The following is a 23,041-nucleotide window of genomic DNA, read 5'->3' as shown; positions in this document are numbered from 1 at the left end:
CATCTCGGGTCATGCTCATCGATCTTCCTCCGTTGCCACCCGGTGGCGAATACCCCCTATGGGTATCGCACATTCACGACAACGCACCATCTCGGCGATCTGTTCCCGCTGCGGCGAGGGAATTCCGGCGAGCCCGAGCGGACCTTGCGAGGATGGAGGCATGTCGAGCCCCCGGGAAGCGTTCGCCGACACGTTCGATCCGGTGCGAACGGATGCCGCCGAGGTCGCCCGCGTCATGGGCGCAGACCCCGATCGCGGGCTCACGTCGGCCGAGGCATCCGCTCGCCGCTCGCGGAACGGACCGAACGAGCTGCGCAGCACCGCGCGAAACCCGCTCTGGCGTCGCGTGGTGGCGCAGTTCAACGACCCGCTCATCCTGCTGCTCGTCGCCGCGGTCGTCATCTCGCTCATCGCGTGGATCGTCGAGGGCGCAGAGGGTTGGCCGATCGACGCGATCGTGATCCTCGCGATCATCCTGCTGAACGCCGCACTCGGCCTCGTTCAGGAATCGCGCGCCGAGCGAGCCGTCGCCGCGCTCGCCGTGATGACGCGCGCGCACTCCTCCGTGCTCCGCGACGGCGAACTCCGCACCGTGCCGAGTGCCGAGCTCGTGCCGGGCGACGTGCTCGTGCTCGCCGAGGGCGACCAGGTGGGCGCCGACGCACGGCTGTTCCGCGCCAGCTCGCTGCGGGTCGCCGAGGCGTCGCTGACGGGCGAGAGCGAGGCCGTCGAGAAGCGCGTCGAAACGATCCACCAGGTGGTGCCGCTCGGCGACCGCCGCGACATGGTCTACAAGGGCACGGCCGTGAGCCGCGGCACCGGACGTGCCATCGTGACCGCGACGGGCATGTCCACCGAGATGGGCGCGATAGCCACCATGCTCGACGAGACCGTGGAGGAGCCGACGCCGCTGCAGGACGAGGTCGGCCACCTCGGCCGGATGCTCGGCCGCATCGTCGTCGTCATCGCGATCGTCGTGATGGTCACCGTCGCGCTCGTGCAGGGCATCGACTCGCCTGCCGACCTCGTCACCGTGCTGCTGCTCGGCGTTTCCCTCGCGGTCGCTGCGGTGCCCGAGGGCCTGCCCGCGATCCTCTCACTCGTGCTCGCCCTGGGCGTGCAGCGCATGGCGAAGCGCAACGCCGTCGTGAAGAAGCTCTCGAGTGTCGAGACGCTCGGATCGGCAACCGTCATCTGCACCGACAAGACCGGCACGCTCACGACGAACCAGATGACCATCCAGCGGATCGTCACAGCCTCGGGCACCGTCGATCTCGGCGGCGTCGGGTACGCGCCGTACGGTCCGGCGACGTCGAAGGGCGTCGAGCTCGGCGACGGTCCGCTGCGTGCGGAGGCGCAGCTCGTGCTCGGCGTCGGCTCGCTCGCGAACGACGCGCAGCTCACCGAGCGCAACGGCGTCTGGGAGATCGAGGGCGACCCCACCGAGGCGGCGTTCCTCGTCGCCGCGGGCAAGCTCGCCGGCACCAACGAGGAGTCGGCGCGGTACGGGCGCGTGGGCGAGGTGCCGTTCAGCTCGGAGCGCAAGATGATGTCGACGGCGCACCGCAACGAGAGCGGCGACCTGGTCGTGCTCAGCAAGGGTGCGCCAGACGTGCTGCTCCGGCACTGCACGAGGATGCAGGTCGGCACCGAGATCGTGACGCTCGACCCGGTCCGCCGTCGGAAGGCGCTCGCCGACATGGAGGCGCTCTCGGAGGAGGCGTTCCGAACCCTCGGGGTCGCGTACCGGCAGGCGCCCGAGCTCGCCGCCACGAGCGGGGCAGCGGATGCCGCGTCCTTCGACGAGTCCTCGGAGGAGGACCTCGTCTACGCGGGTGTCGTGGGCATCATCGACCCGCCGCGCCCCGAGGTGCGACCCGCGATCGCCGAGGCGCACGCCGCCGGTATCCGGATCATCATGATCACGGGCGACCACCCCGCCACCGCCGCTCGCATCGCGCGGGACCTCGGCATCATCGACGACGAGGGCATCGCGCTGCCCGGCGCCCGCATCGACGGCATGGACGAACACCAGCTGCGCGACGCCGTGCGCACCGTGTCGGTGTTCGCGCGCGTGGCGCCCGAGCACAAGCTCCGCATCGTCGACGCGCTGCAGGCCGAGGGGAGGATCGTCGCAATGACCGGCGACGGTGTGAACGACGCGCCTGCGCTGAAGTCGGCTGACATCGGTATCGCCATGGGCATCACCGGCACCGAGGTCACCAAGGAGGCGGCCAAGATGGTGCTCGCCGACGACGACTTCGCCACGATCGTGCACGCCGTGCGCGAGGGCCGCGTGATCTTCGACAACATCCGCAAGTTCCTGCGCTACCTGCTCTACTCGAACATGGGCGAGGTGCTCACCGTCTTCCTCGGCGTGGTCTTCGCGGGTGTGCTCGGGTTCACCGATGCCGTCGGCGACGGCCTGGTGCTGCCACTCCTCGCGACGCAGATCCTGTGGATCAACCTCGTCACCGATTCGGGTCCGGCGCTCGCGATGGGCGTCGACCCCGAGATCGACGACGTCATGAAGCGCCCGCCGCGCGGCATCCACGATCGGGCCATCGACCTCGGCATGTGGATCGGCATCGCCACCACGGGCCTAGTGATCTCGATCACCACGCTGCTCACGATCGACATCTTCCTGCCCGGCGGTCTCGTCCCCGGCGGCACGGACTCCTTCGAGACCGCTCGCACCGCCGGGTTCACGACGCTCGTGTTCGCCGGGCTCTTCACCGCGTTCAACGCACGCTCGGCCACGTCGAGCGCGTTCCGCGCCGTGTTCGCGAATCGGTGGCTCTGGGGCGCGGTCGTGCTCGCCGTGCTGCTGCAGATCGCCGTCGTGTCGCTGCCGCCGCTGCAGGTGGCGTTCGGCACGCGCGACCTCGATCTCCAGCACTGGCTCGTATGCGCGGCGATGGCCTCGGTCGTGCTCTGGTTCGAGGAGCTGCGCAAGCTCGGCATCCGCATGCTCGAGCGTCGGCGAGCGGATGCGGCGGGCCGGGCCGGCTGACGAGGGTTCGCGGTCGGAGAACACGCGGGCGCGGGGCATCCGCTCGTGCTGGGATGACTGCATGGACCTGCTCATCCTCGGCGGCACGCAATGGCTCGGACGCGAACTCGCGAGAGAGGCGCTCGCGCGGGGTCACCGCGTGATCTGCCTGGCCCGCGGCGAGGCGGGGGCCGTCGCCGATGGGGCCGAGCTCGTGCGGGCCGATCGTTCGCAACCCGCAGCCTACGACGGGGTCGCGGGCCATGAGTGGGACGCGGTGGTCGACGTGACCCGACAGCCGGGGTTCGCGCGCCGCGCCGCAGCCGATCTCGGGGCGCACGCCCGGCACTGGACGTTCATCTCATCGGGGAACGTGTACGCCCGGCACGATGAGCCGGGCGCCGACGAGTCGGCCGAGCTCATGCCGCCGCTCGAGGCCGACGAGTCGACCCCAGAGACCTACGGCGAGGCGAAGTCGGCCATCGAGCTCGCCTATCGCGAGGCGCTCGGCGACCGCCTGCTCGTCATCCGACCCGGACTCATCGCGGGCGCCGGAGATGCGTCGGGCCGCGGTGGCTACTGGGTGGCGAGGGCCGCTCGCGACGACGAACCGATGCTCGTGCCCGACATCCCCGATGCTCCCGTGCAGGTGATCCATGTCGGCGACCTCGTGCGCTTCACGCTGGACTCGATCGGGCGCGGACTCACCGGTGCCTTCAACGCGGAGGGCGATCGAGTCACCTTCGGCGACTGGCTCGAGCGCTCCCGGTCCATCGGCGGGCACCGGGGCGAGGTGGTCGCCGCCTCGACCGACTGGCTCGTCGAGCAGGGTGTCGCCGAGTGGTCGGGACATGACTCGCTGCCGCTCTGGATCGCCGACCCCGAATGGCACGCGTTCCTCGACCGATCGAACGCGGCGGCGAAGGCAGCCGGCCTTCGCCTGCGCCCGCTCGACGACCTGCTCGAGGACGTGCTCGCGTGGGAACGGGAGCAGGGTCTCGATCGCGAGCGAGGGGCCGGCCTCACCGCGGATCGCGAGCGCGAACTCCTCGCAACACTGCGGGGCTGACGGCCGAATCCCGGCCCGGCCCCGGCACCGGCCTCGCGGTCGACCGTTCGTCGACCGCGGAGTACGCTGCGAGCATGGCCAAGCGGCCCCGTCACGGAGCGGTCCCGTGCTGACCGGCGAGAAGGTCGTGCTCACGCCGGTGCGCGAGGCGGATCTGCCCGCGTTCTACGACGCGCACGTCGACATCCGCAATCGCGGCGCATTCTTCCCGCTGGGGGTGCTCTCGGAGTCCACGGTGCGGTCCCGGTTCGCCGAGACCGGGTTCTGGGAGCCGGAGGAGGGCACGCTGCTCATCCGGAACCTCGACGGCGAGATGGTCGGTCACATCGAGTTCTTCCCACCGGTCGGCTATTGGGACGCCTTCGAGCTGTCGTATCAGCTCTATGACGCCGCCGGCGCAGGTCGCGGATACACGACCGAGGCGGTGCAACTGCTCGTCGACTACCTGTTCGCCAGCAAGAAGAAGCACCGCATCCAGCTCGTCATCGTTCCCGACAATGTCGCGAGCAAACGCATCGCCGAGAAGTGCGGGTTCACCTACGAAGGGCTGGTGCGCGGGGCGTTCTTCAATGGCGGCCGCAATCACGACGTGGAGCTGTACGGATTGGTGCGCACGGATCCGCGCCCGTGGCATGTGAGGCGTTGAGCTAGCGTCGTGACATGGTGATGCTCTCGCACGACCCCCTCTGGCCCCGCGCGGGTGGATGGCCGGCGCTCGCCGACCTCGAGCCCGAGGAGACCGCCGATCTGGCGCTCCTCGGCGTGCCGACCTGGCGCACCTCGCTCTCGCCGACGGGCGCGAACTCGACCCCTGCGGCGATCCGCGAGGCGCTCGCCCGGTACAGCCCGGGAATCATGCCCGACCGCGGAGTGCGCGAGACGCCCGAGGACCTCGACGTGCTGACGCTCGTCGACGCCGGCGACGTCGAAGAGCCCGACGGGGAGGAGGGGGAGTACCGGGCGCGCGGCGCCGCCGCCGCTGCCGGTGCGCGCTCGAGCGTCGTCATGGCGCTCGGCGGTGACAACTCCCTCACCGTGCCGGTGGCACTCGGCGTCTGGGGCGAGCGGATCGCGACCGCCGGCCTCATCACGCTCGACGCCCATTACGACCTGCGCGACGGCGTCAGCAACGGATCCCCCGTGCGACGGCTCATCGAGGCCGGCCTCGACGGCCGCCGGGTGGTGCAGATCGGCATCGCCGACTTCGCCAACTCCCGCCACTACGCCGACCGCGCCGGCGAGTTCGGCATCACGGTCGTGCACCGCGACGAATTGCAGCGGCGGCCGATGGCCGACGTGTTCGCCGAGGCGCTCGAGATCGCCGGCTCGGCCGGCGGTCCCGTCCACGTCGACCTCGACGTCGACGTGTGCGACCGGTCGGTGGCGCCCGGATGCCCCGCCTCGATGCCCGGTGGTATCTCGGCGTGGGAGCTACGGGTCGCCGCACGTGCGGCCGGGACATCCGCTGCGGTCGCCTCGGTCGACCTGGCCGAGGTGGATGCCACGGCCGATGCCCCCGACGGTCGCACCGTGCGGCTCGCGGCGTTGTGCGTGCTCGAGGTCGCGACCGGGGTGGGGTCGCGCTGATGAAGGCGAGTTGCTGATGAAGACCCTCGTGCTGGTGCGCCACGCGAAGTCGAGCTGGGATCATCCCGGTCTCGACGACCACGAGCGGCCGCTCAACGAGCGCGGCCTGCGGGATGCGCCGAAGATGGGGCGCCGTCTCGCCGAGCGCGGGCTGGCACCCGACGTGATCCTCTCGAGCACGGCGGTACGGGCGCTGACGACGGCGCAGCTCCTCGCCGAGGCGCTCGGGCTCGACGCCGACCGGATCATCGCCGACGAGCGGCTCTACGCGACCTCGGCCGGCGCCATCCTCGACGTCGTCGCCGAACTCGACGCCGGGGTGGGCACGGCCATGATCGTCGGGCACAATCCCGAGATGACGTCCCTCGCCCAACGCCTCACCGACGAGCTCGGGCACCTGCCGACGTGCGCCGTGGCCGAGTTCCGGTTCGCCGCCGACGCGTGGGACGAGCTCGACGAGGGACTCGTGCGCGACGTGCACGTCGAGACGCCACGGTCGTAGCATCCGCCGCCCTGAAGCTCGTGCAGGAGAATGGGCGGTATGCCTCCTGTGAGGGCATGTCGCCGCAATTCTCCTGCACCAGCTATTCGGCGGATGCCGCGAGCATGCGCTGCACGTACGGGGTCGCCGGGGCGGCGCGCAGCTCGTCGAGCGTGCCGCGCTGGGTCACCCGCCCCGCCTCGAGCACGAGCACCGAGTCGGTGAGGGCTGCGGCATCCGCCGGACTGTGCGTGACGAGCACCGTGGCGCCGCCGAACTCGCGCACGTGCGTCGCCAGCTCGGCCCGCATCTCGGCCCGCACCTCCACGTCGAGCGCCGACATCGGCTCGTCGAGGAGCAGCACCTCGGGCTCCGCGGCGAGGGCTCGGGCGAGCGCCACACGTTGCGCCTGTCCGCCCGAGAGCTCGGCAGGCAGCCGATCGGCGAGCGGGGCCAGCCCGTAGCGGTCGAGCCAGGGTTCCGCAGCGGCGCGGGCGGCGGCGCGCGACCCGCCCCGCATGCGGGCGGCGAAGGCCACGTTGTCGCGCACGTCGAGGTGCGGGAAGAGCACGTAGTCCTGGAACACCACGCCGATACGCCTCGCCTCGGGCGGCTCGGCGTCGACCGCCCGATCGCCGATGCGCACGCCCCCGGCCTCGAGCGGCACGAGTCCGGCGATCGAGGCGAGCACGGTCGACTTGCCCGCTCCGTTGGGTCCGATGACGGCGAGCGGATGCCCCGGTGCCACGTCGAATGCGGCCGCGATCTGCTGGTCGCCGCGTGCGACCTGCACGTCGACGTGAAGGGCGGGCCGCGGCATCCGTATCGTCCCGGGTGCCTGCGTCATGCCCGCACTCCCGGCAACCACCGGTCGCGGAGCCCCACGAGCACCGCGATCGACACCGCGAGCAGCAGCAGGGCGAGCGCGATCGCCTCGTCGGGATCGGACTGCATCGCCAGGTAGCTCGCGATCGGCAGGGTGCGCGTGACGCCCGGCAGCGAGCCGGCGAACGTGATGGTGGCACCGAACTCCCCCAGCGCGCGGCTGAAGCAGAGCACGGCGCCGGCCGCCACGCCGGGCGCGACGAGCGGCAGCGTCACGTGCCGGAACACCTGCCACCGCGACGCCCCGAGTGTCGCCGCGGCGAGCTCGGTGCGACGGTTGGCGGAGCGCAGCGAGCCCTCGACGGCGAACACGAGGAACGGCAGCGCCACGAAGACCTGCGCGACGACGACCGCGCCGGTCGTGAACGGCACCGTGATGCCGAACGCGTCCTCGAGCACGCCGCCGACCAGGCCCCGGCGTCCGAGGAGTTGCAGGAGCGCGATGCCGCCGACCACGGGCGGGAGCACGAGCGGCACGGTGACGGCGGCGCGCAGCAGCCGCCTCGGCAGCGTCGGCCAGCCGCTCGCGCGCGCGAGCACGGCCGCGAGCGGAACCCCGAGCACGAGGCACAGCGCCGTCGCCGCGAGTGCCGTGCCGAACGAGAGCACGAGGGCCTGCAGCACGGACTCGCGAACGAGAAGACCGGGCAGGTCGGCCCAGGGGGCCCGCAGCACGAGCGCGAGGAGCGGCAGCACCAGCAGCGCCAACGCGGCGGCCGCCATGACGGCGATCGGCCACGCGAGACGGCCGGCCGAATGCGCGATCCGGCGCCGGGACGAGCGGGAGGATGCCGCCGTCATGGTGCGCCGAATCCCGCGGCATCGAGCGCGGCACGCCCGTCGGCGCCGGTCACGAACGCGACGAACTCGGCGGCGGAGCCGGGGCTCGCGGCATCCGCCATCACCGCGATCGGGTAGCGATTGACGACGGATGCCGCGCCCGGCACCTCGATGCCCTCGACCGCGTCGCCCGCGGCGATCACGTCGGTGCGGTAGACGACGGCGGCGTCGACCTCGCCGAGCATCACCTTCGTGACCACGCTCGTGACGTCGGCCTCGAGCGTGTCGGGTGCGGCGGTGACGCCCTCACGCTCGAGCAGGTCGGAAGTGGCGGCACCGCACGGCACGGAGACGTCGCAGAGGGCGACCCTGAGTTCGGCCCGGCCGAGGTCGTCGAGGCCCGCGACGCCGGCCGGGTTGCCGGCGGGCACGACGAGCTCCAGCGTGTTCGTCGCGAACACGGTCGGCGACGCGGCCAGTCGGGCGTCGACGACCGTATCCATGGGCGCCTCGGCCGATGAGGCGAATACGTCGGCGGGTGCGCCGGCCACGATCTGCTGGGCGAGCGCCCCGCTGCCCCCCGAGCTGAGCACGATGTCGACATCCGGATGCGTCGCCTCGAACCGTTCGGCGAGGGAGTCGAACACGTTCGCCAGGGAGGCAGCGGCGAAGACGGTGACCGTCGTGGGTACGGCATCCGTCGACCCGGCCTCGGATGCGTCGGTGGTCGCGCACCCGGCCAACGCGGCGGCGGCAGCGAGCGCGAGCGCGGACACGGGGGCGGCGCGACGGGTGCGTCGGGTGCGTCGGCTCACGAGTCGGGCCCCGGCGGCAGTTCGATCGACACGGTGGTGGCCTTGGCGCTCGCGGCGGCCAGCATGCCGGGCTCGAGGCCGAGCTCGTCGGCGGCCTCCGCGCTCATGAGCGAGACGATGCGGAACGGGCCCGCCTGCAGGTCGACCTGCGCCATGACGCCGTCGCGCTGCACGCGCGTCACCAGCCCGACGAAGCGGTTGCGTGCCGATGCCCTGGCGAGGGGGAAGGCCTCGGCGAGCGCCCCGCCCGAACCGAGTTCCTCCATCAGTGGAACGAGGTCGGCGCCCTCGACGACGCGCATGCCGTTGGCGCCGCGGGAGGTTGCGAGTCGGCCCTGATCGGCCCAGCGTCGCACGGTGTCGTCGCTCACGCCCAAGAGCGCCGCGGCTTCGCTGATGCGGAACTGCGTCACGAGTACGTCCGCATGTGAGTGTCCATACTTCGATGCTACCCGCGAATGCGGTTCGAGCATCAGCCACTCCGTGCCTGCCGCTTGCCCTCGAACGGGCGGCGGTGCATGCTGGCGGCAAGGGGACCGGAGTGGACGCCAGCGAAGACCGCATCGGCACGCTTCAGCGCATGGCATACGGCGCCGACGCGACCGACGCCGAGCGTGCGCGGGCTGTCGCCGAGCTCGCGGCACTGGCGGCACTCGCGGCCCGCGGTGCCCGCCACGAGGGGGAGCCCGGCGAGGTTGCCGATGCCGCACCCGACGAGCAGCCGCAGGGTGCTTCGCCGTGGCTGCGCGCGGCCGGCCGGAGCCGGATCGTCCGCTGGACCGCGGCCGCGGGCGGCCTGGGGCTCCTCGTCGGTGGCGCGCTCGGCTGGGTCGTGGGACGAGATGTCCCGACCGAGTCCGTCGTCACCACCCCGACCGCGCCGCTGGATCCGGCGGACCCCGGAACGCCGCTCGAGGACACCGACCTGTTCGCCGTGTTCGATCGACTGCCGCCGGCCGCGGCGTCGGCACAGGTCGCGCGCCTGGTCGACGTGGTCGACCCCGAGTCCGTGCGGCTCCTCGCCACCCGGGTGGACGGGCCCGCGGCGTACCTGGCCCGCACGGTCGATGGGGAGGACGTGTGTCTCGTGCTCGTGCTGCCCGACGCTCCCACGCGCAGCGAATGCACGGTGGACGGGCACCTGCCGACCGGCGGTCTGAGCATCCTGTATGGAGCGCAGGCGTACGGACTCTCGGCGGCGCTGCTCGACCCGACCGGCACGGTTTCGCTCGGCCCGGTCACGTTCTGAGGCGGTGGACGGCGCCGCGCCTCGCGTACGTGCAGCTCGCGGCATCCGTTGCCCTGTGATCCTCGGGTCGAGATACTGGCCCGATGGGGATGATGCGAGGGCTGGCAGTAGGAACGGCGATCGCCGCGGCGGTGACGGGGGCGGTCGTGCTGATCCGGAAGGCGTCGTTGCGCTGGGGCGCGAGCGATGACGAAGTGGGGATGGCCCTACCCGGAGATCACCTGCTGCCCCGGCCCGACCTGCAGGCCACGCGAGCGATCTCCATCGACGCGACGCCGGCCGAGGTGTGGCCGTGGATCGCACAGCTCGGGCAGAATCGCGGCGGATTCTACAGCTACGACTGGCTCGAGAACCTCGTCGGCGTCGACATCCGCACCGCCGACCGCATCAGGCCCGAGCTCCGCGTTCGCGCCGTCGGCGATACCGTCAACCTCGCGCCCGAGGTGGCGCTGTCGGTCGCGGCGCTCGAGGAGGATCGGCATCTCGTGCTGCGCGGCGCCGTGGCGCTCGACGGCACGGGTGGGGGCGCACCGTACGACTTCACGTGGGCGTTCGTGCTCCTTCCGCGTCCCGACGGGTCCACGCGACTGGTCGTGCGCGAGCGGTACGCGTATCTCACCAGTTGGGCGGGGGCCATGGTCGAGCCGATCGAGATGCTGAGCTTCGTGATGACCGAGCGGATGCTGCGGGGCATCCGCGACCGCGCCGAGCGCGCGGCGCCGCTGCATCCGACGACCTGACCGCCGATCCCGCCCGACCGGCGCCACCCATCCCGGCCCCGGCACCGTTGCCGCCTGCGAGAATCGAAGGATGGACGACGTGATCGATCCCGACTCCCTCCGGTACGCACGCCAGCGCGTGCTGCCGGGCTTCGGGACCGCGGGCCAGAAGCGGCTCGCCGACGCGCACGTCGTGGTGCTCGGCGCCGGGGGACTGGGCAGCGCGGTCGTGCCCGTGCTCGTCGCGGCGGGCGTCGGTCGCCTGACGATCATCGACGACGACACCGTCGACGTCACGAACCTGCACCGCCAGCTGCTGCACGCGCCAGCCGACGTCGGTCGCACCAAGGTCGAGTCGGCGACGGATGCCGCGGCCGCCCTCTCGCCCGAGACGACCGTGCGGCCCGTGGCGTACCGGTTCACCGCCGAGAACGCCGATGAGCTGCTCGCCGACGCCGACCTCGTGATCGACGGCACCGACGACCTGCCCACCCTCTACGTCGCCGACGAGGCGGCCGCGCGCGCCGGTATCCCGCTCGTGTGGGGCTCCGCCGCGCGATTCTCGGGCCAGGTCGGCGTCTCGTGGGAGGAACGGGGCATCTCGTATCGCGACCTGTTCCCCGATCCGCCCGCAGACGGCGGTCTCAGCTGCGAGGTCGACGGGATCCTCCCGACGGTCTGCACCGTGACCGGCGGCATGATGGCGGGCGAGGCGCTGAAGCTCCTCACGGGCATCGGCGAACCGCTCATCGGGCGCGCGCTCGTCTACGACGCGCTCAGCGGACGCACCAGGGAGATCCGCTATCAGCGGGCGACGGATGCTGCGTCCGCGCCCTCCAGGTCTCCAGACGGCGCCGGCGTACCAACTCAACCACCGTTGCCGCCGCCCGGCGCCGTGGAGGCGCCCGCGCTCGCCGATGAGCTCGCGTCCGACTCCCCGCCGCTTCTCCTCGACGTGCGCGAGACGTGGGAGGCCGAGATCGTTGCCCTCCCCGGTTCGGTGCTCATTCCGCTCGGCGAGCTCGACGATCGCGTCGGCGAGCTCGACCCCGAGGCATCCGTCGTCGTCTACTGTCACCTCGGCGTGCGCTCGCAGCGCGCGGCCCAGCAGCTCGCCAGCAGCGGGTTCGCCGACGTGCGCAATCTTGCGGGCGGCATCGACGCCTGGTCGCGCACCGTCGACCCCGCCGTGGTGAGGTACTGATGGGGGCGCGCGTCCCGGTCGACGAGCACGCCGCGTTCGTGCGGTCGCTGCTCGCAGGTCTGGGCGCTCGGCCCACCGAGCGAGTCGTGCTCGCCGATGCGCTCGGGCGCATCACGGCCTCGCCCGTGGAATCGCCCATCGCGCTGCCGCCCTTCCGGAACTCGCAGATGGACGGATTCGCCGTGCGTTCCTCCGACGTGACGGATGCCCCGGTGAGCCTGCCGGTCGTCGGCGAGGTCGCCGCGGCGCCGGGCGCACCCGCCCCGCTGTCGCCCGGAACGGCCGTGCGGATCATGACGGGCGCTCCCGTGCCCGACGGTGCCGATGCCGTCGTGCCCGTCGAGGACACCGAGCCGGTCGGCGGGGACGTGGATGGCGTGCTGGTGCTCCATCCGCGCGCCGCGGGCGAGTACGTGCGCGAGGCCGGATCCGACCTCGACGCCGGGGCCGACGTGCTGCCCGCCGGGGTCCGCCTCGCCCCGCGGCACCTCGCGGCGGCCGCGGCATCGGGGCTCACCGAACTGCTCGTGCGCGAGCGGGTGCGGGTGGCGGTCGTGAGCACGGGGAGCGAACTCGTGCCGCCGGGCGCGCCGCTCGGGCCGGGGGAGATCCCCGACGCGAACGGCGTCGCGCTCACCGCCGCCGTGCGGGCGACCGGCGCGGTGGTGATGCACGAGGGGCGCGTGCGCGACGATGTCGAGCGCCTGCGCGCGGAGTTCGACGCTGCCCGAGAGGCGGGTGCCGAGCTCGTGCTGACGAGCGGCGGGGTGTCGAAGGGGGCGTACGAGGTGGTGCGCGAGCTCCTCGAACCGGCGGGCGGCTGGGTCGGCAGTGTGGCCATGCAACCGGGCGGACCGCAGGCGACGGGCGCGTACCGCGGCATGCCCGTGATCGGTTTCCCGGGGAATCCGGTGAGCGCGCAGCTCTCGTTCGAGTTGTTCGTCGCGCCGACGCTGCGCGCCATCGCCGGGTTGCCGCAGGCCGCGACCGAGCGACTCGAGCTCGCCGAGCGGCTGACCTCGGTGCCCGGTCGTCGGCAGTTCCTCCGCGGACGACGCGACGAAGACGGGAAGGCGATCATGGTCGGCGGGCCCGGTTCGCATCTCGTGGCGGCGCTCGCGGCATCCGACCTGCTCATCGTCGTGCCCGAGGACGTCACGGAGCTCGACGCCGGCGCCCTGGTCGATACCGTGGTGTTATGACTTCGCTCACCCATCTCGACGATGACGGACGTGCACGCATGGTCGACGTCGGCGCGAAGCCCGTCACGCGGCGCGTGGCCGTCGCCGAGGGTCGGCTCGACACGACGGCGGAGGTCGTCGCGCTCGTGCGCAGCGACGGGCTGAAGAAGGCCGACGTACTGCCGACCGCCCGAGTCGCCGGCATTGCCGGGGCGAAGCGCACGAGCGAGCTGATCCCGCTGGCGCACATCGTGCCACTCGACGCGGTGTCGATCGACTTCGGCTTCGAGGAGAGCGCGGTGACGATCCGCGCGACCGCATCCACGACGGCGCGCACGGGCATCGAGATGGAGGCGCTCACTGCTGTGGCGATCGCCGGGCTCACGCTGCACGACATGGTGAAGGCCGTAGACCCGGCCGCCCGCCTCGGTGACATCCACCTCGTCGAGAAGCGCGGCGGCAAGCGAGGCGTCTGGCGAGCGGATGCCGCGGCCGAGCCTTCGACGGCTGTGCCCACGGATGCCGCTCCGACCGCTGCGATGACGGAGGGTCGCAACGCCCTCGTGCTCGTGGCCTCGACGCGCGCGGCCGCGGGGATCGCGGTTGATGCGACCGGTCCGGTCATCGCCGAGTGGCTGCGGGAGCGAGGCTTCGACACCGCCGAGCCGGTCGTGGTCGCGGACGCCGACGTGGCTGACGCCGTGCGTCGTGCGGTCGCCGCTTCGCCGGCGGTGCTCATCACGACCGGGGGGACTGGCGTGAATCCCACTGACCTGACGCCCGAGGCCACCCTGGCCGTGCTCGATCAGGAGCTGCCGGGCGTCGCTGAGGCGATCCGTGCCGCCGGTCGCGCGGCGACCCCGACGGCCGCGCTCAGCCGCGCACGAGCGGGCATCGCCGGACGTACGGTCGTCGTCAACCTGCCCGGATCGCGCGGCGGCGTCGCCGACGGACTCGCCGTGCTCGACGAGCTGCTGCCGCACCTCATCGACCAGCTCGCGGGCGGCGACCACGCGCTCCGCCCCGCACACTCGGAGGTTCCGGATGTCTGAGCCCGACGTCTTCGCCTTGGTCACGACCGAGCCGCTCGATCGAGTGGCGATCGAGTCGTTCGTCACCACCCGGCAGGACGGCGCAGTCGTGTCGTTCGAGGGCGTGATCCGCGACCACGACCGCGACCAATCGGTCACCGCGCTCGACTACGAGGCGCACCCCGAGGCGCAGCGGTTCCTCCGCGAGACGTGTGTCGACGTCGCGCGCGAGACGGGGCTCCGCGTCGGAGCCGCGCACCGGGTTGGTGCGCTCGCCATCGGCGATGTCGCTCTCGTCGCCTGTGTCGCCGCTCCGCACCGCGCCGAGGCGTTCGCCGCGTGCGCGCTGCTCGTCGACCGCATCAAGGAGCGCACTCCCATCTGGAAGCGCCAGTACCTCGAGGGCGGGGCCACGGAGTGGGTCAACCTCTGACCTGATGATCGGGTCGGCGCCTTGCCGGCATCCTCGACGGGCGACGCGTCCGTTCGGCCCGCGAGCCGTCCCGAGCGACAGTTTCCTTCTCGAACCCGACCCACTTCGGCACTTCGGCACCGCGGCACTCGGGCACTTCGGCACCGTGACACTTCGGCACTTCGGCACTTCGGCACTTCGACACTTCGGCACTCCGGCACCGCGGCACTTCGGCACTTCGACACTTCGGCACTCCGGCACCGCGGCACTCGGGCACTTCGGCACTTCGGCACTCGGGCATTGTGGCACTTCGGCACCGGGATCGCGGGAGGGAAGGTTCTTCGGATCGCTCGAACAGGCCGGCTACGCGCGATCGACCGGAGCTCGGGCGAGTCCGAGCGCGTCAGCCGCCGGCGAAGGGCGGCAGCACGTCGACGCTTCCGCCGAGCCGAGCGGCGGGGTCGCGCTGCACGATGCCGTCGACGAGGAACGAGCCGTTCGCGACCACCCGGGCCATCGCGGCACCGTAGCGGTGCACCAACAGGTCGCGCAGCTCGCCGACCGTGCCACCGACGGCGTCGGGAGCGAACGTCTCCTCCTCGACACCCGCCGCCTCGGCGGCCGCCGCGAAATACCGCACGGTCAGCGAAGTCATGTCAGCCACCGATCCCGCCCATCGAGCGCACCGGGCGCACGAAGTCCTCGTCGTCGATGCCGTGTCCGGCCTTCTTGCCCCACATGGCGGCACGCCAGCGGTCGGCGATCTCGGCGTCGTCGGCGCCGCCGCGCATCAGTCCGCGCAGGTCGGTCTCGTCGTCGCCGAACAGGCAGGCCCTCACCGAACCCTCGGCGGTGAGGCGGGTGCGATCGCACGCGCCGCAGAACGAACGCGTCACCGAGGCGATGATGCCGACCGTCGCCGGCCCGCCGTCGACGAGCCACTCCTCGGCGGGTGCCGACGGGTCCTCGCGGCCGACCGGCTCGAGCGTGAACTGCTCGCCCAGTACGCGTAGCAACTCCTCGGCGTCGACCATGTTCTCGCGCGCCCAGGTCTCGTCGGCGTCGAGGGGCATCTGCTCGATGAATCGGAGCCGGCAACTGTGCTCGATCGCCCACGCCAGCAGTGCGGGCGCGTCGTGCAGCGTCTCCCGCATCGCGACGGCGTTGACCTTCAGCGGCCCGAGGCCAGCGCCATGCGCCGCGGCGATTCCGGCGAGCACCCGCGGGAGCCGGTCGCGGCGGGTGAGCCGGGTGAAGTGCTCGCGGTCGAGGGTGTCGAGCGACACGTTCACGCGGGTCAGACCGGCAGCGACGAGGGCCTCCGCCTTGGCGTCCAGCCCGATCCCGTTCGTCGTCAGGGCGAGCGGGGTGCCGGGCGCGGCCGCCGCGCTGAGCGCGATGATCTCGACGAGGTCAGGCCGTGTGAGCGGCTCCCCGCCCGTGAACCGCACCTCGCGGACGCCCAGGTTGTTCACTGCGATGCCGACCAGGCGGGCGATCTCAGCCGCCGACAGCAATTCGTCACGCGGGACGAGCGGAAGCCCCTCGGCCGGCATGCAGTACGTGCATCGCAGGGAACACGCGGTCGTGATCGAGACCCGCAGGTCCTGGGCGACCCGGCCGAAGCGGTCGACGAGCCCGGGCACGTCGGGACGACCGTCGACCGACGGTGCCACCGAGGGCGACCGCCGAACCGTCGGCATCCCGAGCGCGAGCGTTGTCATGCCTCCACCCTAAGCGCCCGATGCGGGAACTGGTCCGTGCGTTTCCACCTGCCGAAGTGCCGCGGGCACGGCCTCAGCGGCGAACGCGTGTGCGCTGGCGATGCTCCGGCGGCGCCATCGGCTCCCAGCCACGACGTGCGGGCTGCGACGCGCGGCCGCCGTCGCGCGAGCGATACACGATGTACGGACGGAAGAGATAACCGACCGGCGCCGAGAACACGTGCACGAGCCGCGTGAACGGCCACAGCGCGAACAGCGCCGTCGCGGTGAGCACGTGCAGCTGGAACGCGAGCGGCACCTCCATCATGAGCTCGGGCTGCGGCTGGAACAGGAGCAGGCTCCGGGTCCACGGACCCACCGTCCCGCGGTATTCGTAGCCCGCGCCGAACACCTGGTAGAGCACCGTCGCCGCCGTGCCGAACGCGATCGTCAGGCCGAGGAAGACGTACATGGTCTTGTCCATGCGCGTCGTCGCGAGGAACACGGGCCCGGTGGTTCGCCGACGGTAGATGAGGATGACGAGCCCCACGATCGTCAGCACCGCGGCGGCCGTTCCGAGCACCGTGGCGGCGATGTGGTACATCTCGTGCGTGATCCCGATGGCTTCGAGCCACTCGGCCGGCACGAGCAGCCCGCCCGCGTGGCCGACGAGGACGAACAGGATGCCGAGATGGAACGCCGGCGACCCGATGCGCAGCAGGCGGTTCTCATACACCTGGCTCGATCGGGTCGTCCAGCCGAACTGGTCGTAGCGGTACCGCCAGATGTGGCCCACGATGAACACCGCGGCCGCGGCATACGGGAACGCCACCCAGAGAAGCACGTCGAGCGGTGTCATCAGCGGACCTCCTGTGCAGCACGACCCACGGGGATGAACGGTGGCAGGTCCACCGGGCCGCCGATCCCGACCGACTCCGACGGCGGGCCCTCGTTGATCAGACGCAGGTAACGCTCACGCGTCGCCTCGTCGATCTCGGCGAGCGACATCCCCACCGCCTCGATGAGCCTCGCGTACGGGCTGCCCACCGCGAGGAGCGCCGCGCGCAACACCTCGATGCCCTCCCGGTGGGAGGCGAGCAACCGGTCGGCGATCGGCGATCCACTGCGTGCCGCGAACTCCAGCACGGCCGGCAGGTAGTCGGGCAGCTCTTCGGCCTCGAACTCCCAGCCCGCGGCACGATACGCCTCGTGGAACGCGACGAGCGCCGCCCCCCGACGTCGGGTGTCGCCGGCCGCGTAGTAGGTCAGATACATGCAGCACTTGCGCTTGAGGTCGAACGTCGCGACGTAGCGGCGCTCCCGTTCCGCCACCTCGAGCGGCTCGATGGCGTCGAGGAACTCCACGATGGCGCTGCGCACCGGCGCCGGCAGCGCCAGCACCTCGGCCCGGAGCATCCGCAACCGAGCGTCGAACGCCTCGTCGGGGTAGTCGAGCAGCAACGAGACCGCCATCTGCGTCGTCGCTCGCTCGGACCGCGACATCCGCACCGACCGTACGGGCTCGGGCACCTGCCGCACGCGGATCTGCGGAGTCCGGATGCCGCTCACGACGTCGACCCCGAACCGGACGCAGGGTTCTCAGGAGCGTCGGACTTCGGCGGGAACAGCCCATCGGGCGGATCCCCGAGCCCGTCCCAGTTGAGCAGGTTCACGCGGCCGGGTGTCGACGGGCGATCGGCCGTCTGGCGCTTCTGCAGCGCGTGGAACGTCTCCACTGCGACCGGCACCGTCGGCCCGCTCGACGAGCCGAACGGCCCGGCACCGCCCATGCCCGGCCCGCCCTCGAAGTCGAGCGAGCACGCGAGCTCCTCGAGGGCTTCCGCCTGCTCGACGTGCGCGGTCGGGATCACGTACCGGTCCTCGTACTTCGCGATCGCGAGCAGGCGGTACATCTCCTGCACCTCCGCCCCGGTCATGCCGACGGATGTCGCGATCGCCTCGTTCGGCTCCTCGCCGAGGTTGAGGTCCCGCATGTACGAGCGCATCGCCGCGAGCTTGCGCAGTGTCGCCTGCACCGGCTGCACATCACCCGCCGTGAAGAGGCCGGCCAGATACTCGATCGGGATGCGGAGCTTGTCGATCGCCGCGAACAGGTTGCGTGCGTCCTCGCCGTCGGCGCCAGAGTCGGCGACGACGTCGACGACGGGCGAGAGCGGCGGGATGTACCAGACCATCGGCATCGTGCGGTACTCGGGATGCAGCGGCAGTGCGACCCGGTATTCCTGGATGAGCTTCCAGATCGGGCTGCGCTGCGCCGCGTCGATCCAGTCCTCGGGGATGCCCTCGGCGCGTGCCGCGGCGATCACCGACGGGTCGTGCGGGTCGAGGAAGACGGCACGCTGCGACTCGAGGAGCTCATGCTCGTCCTCGACGGATGCCGCGGCCGCGACCTTGTCGGCGTCGTACAGCACGAGGCCGAGGTAGCGCAGGCGCCCCACGCACGTCTCCGAGCACACGGTGGGCAGGCCCACCTCGATGCGCGGATAGCAGAGCGTGCACTTCTCCGCCTTGCCGGTCTTGTGGTTGAAGTAGACCTTCTTGTAGGGGCATCCGGTCACGCACATGCGCCAGCCGCGGCAGGCGTCCTGGTCGACGAGCACGATGCCGTCCTCGACGCGCTTGTACATCGCGCCCGACGGGCAGGACGCCACGCACGACGGGTTCAGGCAGTGCTCGCAGATGCGCGGCAGGTAGAACATGAAGGTCTGCTCGAACTCCATGGCGACGTGCTCGCTCATGTGCTGGAGGATCGGGTCGTCGACCGCGGTCGCGGTGGAGCCGCCGAGGTTGTCGTCCCAGTTCGCCGACCACGAGATGTTCATGTCGTCGCCGGTGATGAGGCTCTTCGGCCTCGCGACGGGCGTGTGATCGCCGGCGGGGGCGTTCAGGAGCATGTCGTACTCGTACGTCCACGGCTCGTAGTAGTCGGAGATCTCGGGGAGCTTCGGGTTGGAGAAGATCTTCGAGAGCTTCGAGAACCGGCCCCCCGCCTTGAGCTTCAGGCGACCGCGCTTCGTGCGCTCCCAGCCGCCCTGCCACTGCTCCTGGTCCTCGTAGCCTCGCGGGTAGCCGATGCCCGGACGGGTCTCGACGTTGTTGAACCAGACGTACTCGACACCGGTGCGGTTCGTCCACGCCTGCTTGCAGGTGACGCTGCAGGTGTGGCATCCGATGCACTTGTCGAGGTTCATCACCATCGACATCTGCGCCATGACCTTCATCAGTACGTGACCTCCTGGCTTCGGCGGCGGATGACGGTGACCTCGTCTCGTTGGTTGCCCGTCGGGCCGAGGTAGTTGAACGCCCACGACAGCTGCGCGTAGCCGCCGATGAGGTGGCTCGGCTTCAGCAGGATTCGCGTGAGCGAGTTGTGGATGCCGCCCCGAAGCCCGCTCGTCTCGGTGCGCGGCACGTCGACCGTGCGATCCTTCGCGTGGTACATGTACACCGTGCCCTCTGGCATGCGGTGCGACACGATCGCGCGGGCGACGACGACGCCGTTGCGGTTGTAGGACTCGATCCACTCGTTGTCGCGCACGCCGATCTTCGTGGCGTCCTGCGGACTCATCCAGATCGTCGGCCCGCCTCGCGAGAGCGAGAGCATGAACAGGTTGTCCTGGTACTCCGAGTGGATCGACCACTTGGAGTGCGGCGTGAGGTAGCGCACCGCCACTTCCGCGTGGCCGGCGGAGTTCGGCGCGCCACTCGGGGCGGTCGAACCGACCTCGGGGGAGTCCTCGAACAGGCGGTGCAGGTCGAGTGGCGGGCGGAAGATCGGCAACTGCTCGCCGAGCTCGCTCATCCAGTCGTGGTCGAGGTAGAAGTGCATGCGGCCCGTGAGGGTGTGCCACGGTTTCAGGTGCTCGACGTTGATCGAGAAGGCCGTGTACCGGCGTCCGCCGTGCTCCGAGCCCGACCACTCGGGCGAGGTCATCACGCTCACCGGGCGCGACTGCACGTCGGCGAAGGTGATGCGGGATGCCTCGTGGTCGAGCGCGAGCTGCGCGATCTTCTGTCCGGTCTTCTGCTCGAGCTGCCGGAAGCCCTGTACGGCCAGTCGTCCGTTCGTCGTGCCCGACAGGGCGAGGATCATCTCGCAGACACGCATATCGGTGTCGAGCCGCGTGGCGCCGGCCGTCGGCCCCGAGGTGAACGTGCCGTTGCGCCGTGCGAGGTCGGCGAGTTCGGGCTCGGGATGGAAGATGATGCCCTTCGTCACCATGCCGAGCTTCTCGGTCAAAGGCCCGAGCGACCCCAGCCGCGCGGCGGTCGCCGGGTAGTCGCGCTCGACCACGACGAGCTTCGGCATCGTCACGCCCGGCTTCAGCGGCGCACCTTCGACGACGGTGCCGTGCGGTGTCGCCATCGCATCGGGCGTGTCGTGCGTGAGCGGGGCGGCGACGAGGTCGCGTCGTACGCCGAGGTGGACCTCGGCGAGCTCGCTGAGCTTCGCGGCGATCGTGTGGAAGATCTCGAAGTCGGTGCGCGTCTGCCACGGCGGCTTGATGGCCGGGTTGAACGCGTGCACGAACGGGTGCATGTCGGTCGACGAGAGGTCGTGCTTCTCGTACCAGGTCGCGGCCGGCAGCACGACGTCGGAGAAGAGCGTCGTGCTCGTCATCCGGAAGTCGCTCGTGACGAGCAGGTCGAGCTTGCCGGTGGGAGCGTCGTCGCGCCAGCGGACGTCGCGGGGTCGTCGATCGGGAGCCGACTCGGAGGCCAGCACCGCGGCATCCGCCCCCAGCAGGTGCTTGAGGAAGTACTCGTTGCCCTTGCCCGAGGAGCCCAGGATGTTCGCGCGCCAGATGTTGATGACCCGTGGGAAGTTCTCGGGTGCGTCGGGGTCCTCGGCGGCGAAGTGCAGCGTGCCGTCGTTCACTCGGTCGACCACGTACTGGGCCGGATCGATGCCCGCGGCATCCGCCTCGTCGACGAGGTCGAGTGGATTGCGGTCGAAGGTGGGGTAGCTCGGCATCCAACCGCGCTTGGCCGACTCGACGAGGCAGTCGGCCGTGGTGCGACCCTCGAACAGGCCCTTCGCGAGCGGAGACGCGAGCTGATCGGCCGGGAGTCCGTCGTAGCGCCACTGGTCGGTGGCGAGGTACCAGAATGCCGTGCCGATCATCGCGCGGGGCGGTCGGACCCAGTCGGCGGCCCCGCCGTACTGGTTCGAGCCGGTGACGGGGCGAACCTTCTCCTGCCCCACGTAATGCGCCCAGCCGCCGCCGTTGATGCCCTGGCATCCGGTCATCGTCGTGAGCGCGAGGAAGGTGCGGTAGATCGTGTCGGCGTGGAACCAGTGATTCACGCCGGCGCCCATGATGATCATCGATCGGCCGCCGGAGCGTTCGGCGTTGTCGGCGAACTCGCGGCCGATGCGCTCGGCCTTCGCCGCCGGCACCGAGGTGATCTCCTCCTGCCAGGCGGGCGTACCGGGCGAGCTCGCGTCGTCGTAGCCCGTCGGCCACTCCCCGGGAAGGCCTTCGCGGCCCACGCCGTACTGGGCGAGCAGCAGGTCGAACACGGTGGTCACGGTGCGTCCGGCGACCTGTGCGACGGGCACGCCGCGGCGCATCGTGCCGGCGCCGCCCTCGTGCTCGGCGCCCGGCTCGGGGGCCACGTCGAACCTGGGCAGGTCGACGGCGACGGATGCCCCGCGCCAGACCTCCCCGTCGGCGACCGACAGCAGGGGGTCGACGTCGCCGAGGTCGAGGTTCCATTCGCCCGTGTTCTCGGTGTCGAACCGATGGCCGAGCGAGCCGTTCGGCACGACCGGTTCGCTGTCCTCGCTGAGGAGCACGGTCTTGAAGGCGGCGTTGGCGACCCGCGCTCCGAAGCCGCCGAGATCGGCGGCGGTGAGGAACTTGCCCGGCACCCACGCGTCGCCGCGCTGCTCGAGCGAGATGAGGTACGGGGCATCCGAGAACCGCTTCAGGTAGTCCACGAACCGCTCGGTGCGGCGGTCGACGAGGAACTCCTTGAGGATGACGTGCCCCATCGCCATGGCCAGGGCGCCGTCGGTGCCGGGGTGCGGCGCCAGCCACTCGTCGGCGAACTTCGTGTTGTCGGCGTAGTCGGGCGAGACCGTCACGACCTTCTGGCCGCGGTACCGGGCCTCGGTCATGAAGTGCGCGTCAGGGGTACGCGTGACCGGCACGTTCGAGCCCCACATCATGAGGTACGACGAGTTCCACCAGTCGGCCGATTCGGGCACGTCGGTCTGGTCGCCGAACACCTGCGGGCTCGCGACTGGCAGGTCGGCGTACCAGTCGTAGAACGACAGCATGGTGCCGCCGATGAGGTTGATGAAGCGCGCGCCGACGCCGTGCGAGACCATCGACATCGCCGGAATCGGCGAGAAGCCCGCGATGCGGTCGGGGCCGTACTGCTTGATGGTGTGCACGTGGGCGGCCGCGACGATCTCGGATGCCTCGTCCCACGTGGTGCGCACCAGGCCGCCCTTGCCCCGCGCGCTCTTGTAGCGGCGGGAGGTCTCGGGGTTGGACGTGATGTCGGCCCAGGCCAGCACCGGATCCCCCAGCCGGGACTTCGCCTCGCGATACGCGGCCGCGAGGGTGTCCCGGATGTAGGGGTAGCGAACGCGGGTCGGGGAGTACGTGTACCAGCTGAAGGCGGCACCGCGTGGGCATCCGCGAGGCTCGTACTCGGGTGAGTCGGGACCCACGCTCGGGTAGTCGGTCTGCTGCGTCTCCCACGTGATGATGCCGTCCTTGACGTACACCTTCCAGGAACAGGAGCCCGTGCAGTTCACGCCGTGCGTGGAGCGCACGACCTTGTCGTGCGACCAGCGGTCACGGTAGAACGCGTCGCCCTGACGCCCGCCCTCGAGGAACACCGATCGCTGGTCGTCCGAGAATTCCCCGGGCCGGAGGAACCTGCCCATCGACAGCA

21 protein-coding genes are annotated in these 23,041 nt (G+C 71.2%); 11 read left to right on the top strand and 10 right to left on the bottom strand.

The window, feature by feature from the left end; translation table 11 throughout:
- Positions 1-160 precede the first annotated feature (160 nt).
- The 5 genes from AB0K73_RS01175 to AB0K73_RS01155 all read left to right on the top strand — a co-directional run bounded on the left by AB0K73_RS01175 (position 161) and on the right by AB0K73_RS01155 (position 6,150).
- On the top strand, positions 161-3,013 hold the full coding sequence (locus AB0K73_RS01175; RefSeq protein ID WP_360511021.1) for a cation-translocating P-type ATPase: 2,853 nt from the start codon (positions 161-163) through the stop codon (positions 3,011-3,013).
- A gap of 61 nt (positions 3,014-3,074) precedes the next feature.
- Positions 3,075-4,061 (top strand): NAD-dependent epimerase/dehydratase family protein, encoded by a 987-nt coding sequence (locus AB0K73_RS01170; RefSeq protein WP_360511022.1) that lies wholly within the window; start codon positions 3,075-3,077, stop codon positions 4,059-4,061.
- 106 nt (positions 4,062-4,167) lie between these two features.
- Positions 4,168-4,707, top strand: a complete 540-nt coding sequence (locus AB0K73_RS01165) for a GNAT family protein (RefSeq protein ID WP_360511023.1) — start codon at positions 4,168-4,170, stop codon at positions 4,705-4,707.
- Between the two features lie 20 nt (positions 4,708-4,727).
- A complete protein-coding gene (locus tag AB0K73_RS01160) occupies positions 4,728-5,648 on the top strand; it encodes an arginase family protein (RefSeq protein ID WP_360511305.1) in 921 nt (306 codons plus the stop codon).
- A 16-nt stretch (positions 5,649-5,664) separates the two neighbouring features.
- Positions 5,665-6,150, top strand: coding sequence for a histidine phosphatase family protein (locus AB0K73_RS01155; RefSeq protein WP_360511024.1), 486 nt, complete (start codon positions 5,665-5,667; stop codon positions 6,148-6,150).
- A gap of 82 nt (positions 6,151-6,232) precedes the next feature.
- Here the strand turns inward: AB0K73_RS01155 and AB0K73_RS01150 are convergent, their stop codons facing one another.
- The 4 genes from AB0K73_RS01150 to AB0K73_RS01135 form a co-directional block, all read right to left on the bottom strand.
- On the bottom strand, positions 6,233-6,949 hold the full coding sequence (locus AB0K73_RS01150; protein ID WP_360511025.1) for an ATP-binding cassette domain-containing protein: 717 nt from the start codon (positions 6,947-6,949) through the stop codon (positions 6,233-6,235).
- A 23-nt stretch (positions 6,950-6,972) separates the two neighbouring features.
- Positions 6,973-7,737: an ABC transporter permease gene (locus AB0K73_RS01145; RefSeq protein ID WP_360511307.1), complete on the bottom strand. Its 765-nt coding sequence runs from the start codon at positions 7,735-7,737 to the stop codon at positions 6,973-6,975.
- 74 nt (positions 7,738-7,811) lie between these two features.
- Entirely contained in the window at positions 7,812-8,609 is a 798-nt protein-coding gene (gene modA, locus AB0K73_RS01140; protein ID WP_360511026.1) for a molybdate ABC transporter substrate-binding protein, read from the bottom strand.
- Positions 8,606-9,022 carry a helix-turn-helix transcriptional regulator gene (locus tag AB0K73_RS01135; protein ID WP_360511027.1) on the bottom strand — a complete coding sequence of 139 codons (417 nt, stop codon included), beginning with the start codon at positions 9,020-9,022 and terminating at the stop codon, positions 8,606-8,608. The genes modA and AB0K73_RS01135 overlap by 4 nt, the downstream gene beginning before the upstream one ends.
- A 128-nt stretch (positions 9,023-9,150) precedes the next feature.
- Between AB0K73_RS01135 and AB0K73_RS01130 the strand changes: the two genes are divergently transcribed.
- The 6 genes from AB0K73_RS01130 (at position 9,151) to AB0K73_RS01105 (ending at position 14,426) form a co-directional block, all read left to right on the top strand.
- The gene (locus tag AB0K73_RS01130) at positions 9,151-9,858 is read left to right on the top strand and encodes a hypothetical protein (RefSeq protein ID WP_360511028.1); all 708 of its coding nucleotides are present in this window, start codon (positions 9,151-9,153) and stop codon (positions 9,856-9,858) included.
- Between the two features lie 83 nt (positions 9,859-9,941).
- Entirely contained in the window at positions 9,942-10,598 is a 657-nt protein-coding gene (locus AB0K73_RS01125) for an SRPBCC family protein (protein WP_360511029.1), read from the top strand.
- Positions 10,599-10,668: 70 nt separating this feature from the next.
- Entirely contained in the window at positions 10,669-11,781 is a 1,113-nt protein-coding gene (locus AB0K73_RS01120; protein ID WP_360511030.1) for a ThiF family adenylyltransferase, read from the top strand.
- Entirely contained in the window at positions 11,781-12,983 is a 1,203-nt protein-coding gene (gene glp, locus AB0K73_RS01115) for a gephyrin-like molybdotransferase Glp (protein WP_360511031.1), read from the top strand. Before AB0K73_RS01120 ends, glp begins: the two co-directional genes overlap by 1 nt.
- Positions 12,980-14,014, top strand: coding sequence for a bifunctional molybdenum cofactor biosynthesis protein MoaC/MoaB (moaCB, locus tag AB0K73_RS01110; RefSeq protein WP_360511032.1), 1,035 nt, complete (start codon positions 12,980-12,982; stop codon positions 14,012-14,014). The genes glp and moaCB overlap by 4 nt, the downstream gene beginning before the upstream one ends.
- Positions 14,007-14,426 carry a molybdenum cofactor biosynthesis protein MoaE gene (locus AB0K73_RS01105; protein ID WP_360511033.1) on the top strand — a complete coding sequence of 140 codons (420 nt, stop codon included), beginning with the start codon at positions 14,007-14,009 and terminating at the stop codon, positions 14,424-14,426. The genes moaCB and AB0K73_RS01105 overlap by 8 nt, the downstream gene beginning before the upstream one ends.
- A 382-nt stretch (positions 14,427-14,808) precedes the next feature.
- Here the strand turns inward: AB0K73_RS01105 and AB0K73_RS01100 are convergent, their stop codons facing one another.
- From AB0K73_RS01100 to AB0K73_RS01075, 6 genes are all read right to left on the bottom strand, one after another.
- The gene (locus AB0K73_RS01100) at positions 14,809-15,060 is read right to left on the bottom strand and encodes a MoaD/ThiS family protein (protein WP_360511034.1); all 252 of its coding nucleotides are present in this window, start codon (positions 15,058-15,060) and stop codon (positions 14,809-14,811) included.
- A 1-nt stretch (position 15,061) separates the two neighbouring features.
- Positions 15,062-16,129, bottom strand: a complete 1,068-nt coding sequence (moaA, locus tag AB0K73_RS01095) for a GTP 3',8-cyclase MoaA (RefSeq protein ID WP_360511035.1) — start codon at positions 16,127-16,129, stop codon at positions 15,062-15,064.
- A 73-nt stretch (positions 16,130-16,202) separates the two neighbouring features.
- Complete coding sequence (gene narI, locus AB0K73_RS01090; protein ID WP_360511036.1) at positions 16,203-16,967, bottom strand: respiratory nitrate reductase subunit gamma; 765 nt, start codon at positions 16,965-16,967, stop codon at positions 16,203-16,205.
- Positions 16,967-17,677, bottom strand: a complete 711-nt coding sequence (narJ, locus tag AB0K73_RS01085; RefSeq protein ID WP_360511037.1) for a nitrate reductase molybdenum cofactor assembly chaperone — start codon at positions 17,675-17,677, stop codon at positions 16,967-16,969. Before narJ ends, narI begins: the two co-directional genes overlap by 1 nt.
- Positions 17,674-19,350 (bottom strand): nitrate reductase subunit beta, encoded by a 1,677-nt coding sequence (gene narH / locus AB0K73_RS01080; protein ID WP_360511038.1) that lies wholly within the window; start codon positions 19,348-19,350, stop codon positions 17,674-17,676. The genes narJ and narH overlap by 4 nt, the downstream gene beginning before the upstream one ends.
- Entirely contained in the window at positions 19,350-23,033 is a 3,684-nt protein-coding gene (locus AB0K73_RS01075) for a nitrate reductase subunit alpha (protein WP_360511309.1), read from the bottom strand. The genes narH and AB0K73_RS01075 overlap by 1 nt, the downstream gene beginning before the upstream one ends.
- Positions 23,034-23,041: the final 8 nt, after the last annotated feature.

The organism is Agromyces sp. NPDC052230 (assembly GCF_040679595.1).
In the GTDB taxonomy this organism is placed as follows: domain Bacteria; phylum Actinomycetota; class Actinomycetes; order Actinomycetales; family Microbacteriaceae; genus Agromyces.
This window is presented reverse-complemented; position numbering and strand designations above follow the sequence as displayed.

What these genes read in the sequence shown, in the direction of transcription:
- AB0K73_RS01175 (WP_360511021.1), top strand. Translation starts at nt 161, where the DNA reads ATGTCGAGCCCCCGGGAAGCGTTCGCCGACACGTTCGATCCGGTGCGA.
- AB0K73_RS01170 (WP_360511022.1), top strand. Translation starts at nt 3,075, where the DNA reads ATGGACCTGCTCATCCTCGGCGGCACGCAATGGCTCGGACGCGAACTC.
- AB0K73_RS01160 (WP_360511305.1), top strand. Translation starts at nt 4,728, where the DNA reads ATGCTCTCGCACGACCCCCTCTGGCCCCGCGCGGGTGGATGGCCGGCG.
- AB0K73_RS01155 (WP_360511024.1), top strand. Translation starts at nt 5,665, where the DNA reads ATGAAGACCCTCGTGCTGGTGCGCCACGCGAAGTCGAGCTGGGATCAT.
- AB0K73_RS01150 (WP_360511025.1), bottom strand. Translation starts at nt 6,949, where the DNA reads ATGCCGCGGCCCGCCCTTCACGTCGACGTGCAGGTCGCACGCGGCGAC.
- AB0K73_RS01145 (WP_360511307.1), bottom strand. Translation starts at nt 7,737, where the DNA reads ATGGCGGCCGCCGCGTTGGCGCTGCTGGTGCTGCCGCTCCTCGCGCTC.
- AB0K73_RS01125 (WP_360511029.1), top strand. Translation starts at nt 9,942, where the DNA reads ATGGGGATGATGCGAGGGCTGGCAGTAGGAACGGCGATCGCCGCGGCG.
- AB0K73_RS01120 (WP_360511030.1), top strand. Translation starts at nt 10,669, where the DNA reads ATGGACGACGTGATCGATCCCGACTCCCTCCGGTACGCACGCCAGCGC.
- glp (WP_360511031.1), top strand. Translation starts at nt 11,781, where the DNA reads ATGGGGGCGCGCGTCCCGGTCGACGAGCACGCCGCGTTCGTGCGGTCG.
- moaCB (WP_360511032.1), top strand. Translation starts at nt 12,980, where the DNA reads ATGACTTCGCTCACCCATCTCGACGATGACGGACGTGCACGCATGGTC.
- AB0K73_RS01105 (WP_360511033.1), top strand. Translation starts at nt 14,007, where the DNA reads ATGTCTGAGCCCGACGTCTTCGCCTTGGTCACGACCGAGCCGCTCGAT.
- AB0K73_RS01100 (WP_360511034.1), bottom strand. Translation starts at nt 15,060, where the DNA reads ATGACTTCGCTGACCGTGCGGTATTTCGCGGCGGCCGCCGAGGCGGCG.
- moaA (WP_360511035.1), bottom strand. Translation starts at nt 16,129, where the DNA reads ATGACAACGCTCGCGCTCGGGATGCCGACGGTTCGGCGGTCGCCCTCG.
- narI (WP_360511036.1), bottom strand. Translation starts at nt 16,967, where the DNA reads ATGACACCGCTCGACGTGCTTCTCTGGGTGGCGTTCCCGTATGCCGCG.
- narH (WP_360511038.1), bottom strand. Translation starts at nt 19,350, where the DNA reads ATGAAGGTCATGGCGCAGATGTCGATGGTGATGAACCTCGACAAGTGC.
- AB0K73_RS01075 (WP_360511309.1), bottom strand. Translation starts at nt 23,033, where the DNA reads ATGGGCAGGTTCCTCCGGCCCGGGGAATTCTCGGACGACCAGCGATCG.